Consider the following 2282-nt stretch of genomic DNA (forward strand, 5'->3'; position numbering starts at 1 on the left):
TGGGTGGCGAGCGCCCAGAAGGCGGACATCACCAAGCCCGTGACCATGCCCTCGCGCCCGGCTGGCGCCGGCGGGATCACGCCCCAGGCGGCCGCCCAGAAGGCCCAGGCGTACCGCGCCGAGATGGCCGCCAAGGGCATCACGGTTAGCACCAGCGACGCCGTCGCGCACGTGATGGGGGGCTGATCCATGGATCTCGGTCTGACCCTCAACTTCACCAGCGCCGGGGTCATCGCTCCCCACCGCATCGTCGCCGCCACGGCCACGGACGACCAGGTGGCCCAGGGCACCGCCGCTACGGACAAGCTGATCGGCGTCACCGGCCCGCGCGGCGCCGAGGCCGCCGGCAAGCCGGTGGACGTGATGTTGTCCGGTGTCCAGCAGGTCACCGCCGGCGGCGCCTTCGCGATGGGCGATCCGGTCACCAGCGCCAGCGACGGCAAGGCGGTGCTGGCCGCCCCGGCGGCCGGCGCCAACGCCCGCGTCGTCGGGATCGCGCTGGAGGCCGGTGCCACCGACGCCCTGACCCGTGTCCTCATCGTGCCCGGCCTGATGCAGGGCGCCTGACACTTCTGACGGAGCCTGATCCCCATGGCCGATGACCAGTCCCAATACACGGAAGACGCCACACAAACGGCGATCGCCATCGCCTACAGCAATCCGGCGCATACGCTGATCGCCGACGAGGTGATGCCGCGCCGACCGGTCAGTGGCCTGAAGTTCAAGTGGACCAGCTACCCCATCGAACAGTCCTACACGATCCCCGATACGCGGGTGGGCCGGCGGTCGCAGGTCCGGACGATGGAGATCCGGGGGGAGGAACACGACGGCTCGTGCGAAGACTTCGGTCTCGCCGTTCCGCTCGACAACGACACCATCCGGGAGGCCGAGCGGAGCGGGTTCGACCCGCGCGGCCAGCGGACGGAAGTGGCGACCAACGTCGTCACCCTGGATCGCGAACAGCGGGTGGCGGGAACGGTGTTCAGCGCCGGCAGCTATGCCAACGGCCTGGCGGCCGTGCTGTCCGGCACCGACCAGTTCAGCGATTACACCAACAGCGACCCCTACGGCGGGCTCATGGACATGCTGAACGCCTGCCTGCTGCGGCCCAACACCCTGGTGTTCGGCCAGACCGCGTGGACCAAGGTGCGGCGCCACCCGAAGCTGGTGCAGGCCATCAAGGGGCAGCCGGTGACGGAAGGCGTGATCAGCCGCCAGGAGTTGGCCGAACTGCTGGAAGTCCAGCAGGTGGTGGTCGGCATGGGCCGGGCGAACGTCAACCGGCCGGGCCAGGCCGTGAGCCTGTCCTACCTGTGGGGACCGCACATCGCCGGCCTGTTCATCGACCCCACCGCCAGTCCGGAGAGTGGCGGCATGACCTGGGGGCTGACGGCGCAGTTCGGAACCCGGGTCAGCGGCACGAAGGCCGTGGACATGGGCCTGCGTGGCGGTGAGTACGTGCGCGTCGGCGAGACGGTCAAGGAACTCATCATCGCCAAGCACGCCGGCTTCCTGCTGGAAGACGTCGTGGCGACGAACTGAGGGGCCTGACCCATGACCGAACCAAAGACCGTGACCCGTATCGCCAAGACCCGGATGCGCCACAACGGCCGGCGTTACCAGCCCGGCGACACCGTCGAGCTGACCCCGGCCCAGGCCGCGCACCACGAGCGGCGGGGGCATGTGGAACCGGCGTCTGCACCCGCGCCGTCCACCGGCGGGCGCGGGCGCAAGACCGAACCGACGCCGGCGCCAGCGAACGGCGAGCCGCCCAAGTGATGCCACGCGAAACCCGGGTGCCGATCCCGGCGGGCGGAGGGCGCCGGGCGGGGTCGCGAGGCCCCGGCCAGCCCGAACAACAGGAGGCGCCTGATCCATGGCCTATGCGACCGCATCCGAGATGATCGACCAGATCGGCGAAAACCAGGCCGAGGACCTGGCGCGGGCGGAGGGCGGCGGGATCGACGAGGCCGCGCTGACCGCCGCCCTGGCCGATGCCTCCGGTGTGATCGATGGCTACCTGGGAGGGCGCTACGCCCTGGCCGCCGACCTGGCGCGCCAGCATTGCATCATCATCGCCCGCTACGCCTTGGCGTCCGGCGCGCCGCCGGAGGGCCGGGAGGGGCGGGACTACCAGGACACGGTTGCGTTCCTGCGCGCCGTGGTGGCCGGGAAGACGGGACAGCAGGATTGAGCAACCTGAAGGATGGAAATTCGGCCTGAGGTCCCTCAGTCATCCCGGTTTTCCATGTTGATGTAGACGCGGTCGGTGGTGGCCCAGT

At 70.2% G+C, this 2282-nt stretch carries 5 protein-coding genes; all 5 read left to right on the forward strand.

All coding sequences use genetic code 11. From position 1 onward, the window contains the following. The coding region (locus GGD89_RS19445; RefSeq protein WP_221238578.1) for a hypothetical protein at window positions 1–186 on the forward strand (186 nt) is incomplete at its 5' end. Window positions 187–189: 3 nt separating this feature from the next. Next, complete coding sequence (locus GGD89_RS19450) at window positions 190–567, forward strand: capsid cement protein (RefSeq protein WP_184049165.1); 378 nt, start codon at window positions 190–192, stop codon at window positions 565–567. Between the two features lie 24 nt (window positions 568–591). After that, window positions 592–1542 carry a capsid protein gene (locus GGD89_RS19455; protein WP_184049168.1) on the forward strand — a complete coding sequence of 317 codons (951 nt, stop codon included), beginning with the start codon at window positions 592–594 and terminating at the stop codon, window positions 1540–1542. Between the two features lie 12 nt (window positions 1543–1554). Then, window positions 1555–1779, forward strand: coding sequence for a DUF7210 family protein (locus GGD89_RS19460; RefSeq protein ID WP_184049170.1), 225 nt, complete (start codon window positions 1555–1557; stop codon window positions 1777–1779). Window positions 1780–1876: 97 nt separating this feature from the next. Beyond that, window positions 1877–2194 carry a phage protein Gp36 family protein gene (locus GGD89_RS19465; RefSeq protein WP_184049173.1) on the forward strand — a complete coding sequence of 106 codons (318 nt, stop codon included), beginning with the start codon at window positions 1877–1879 and terminating at the stop codon, window positions 2192–2194. Window positions 2195–2282: the final 88 nt, after the last annotated feature.

This window comes from Roseospira visakhapatnamensis (assembly GCF_014197915.1).
Taxonomy (GTDB): Bacteria; Pseudomonadota; Alphaproteobacteria; order Rhodospirillales; family Rhodospirillaceae; genus Rhodospira; species Rhodospira visakhapatnamensis.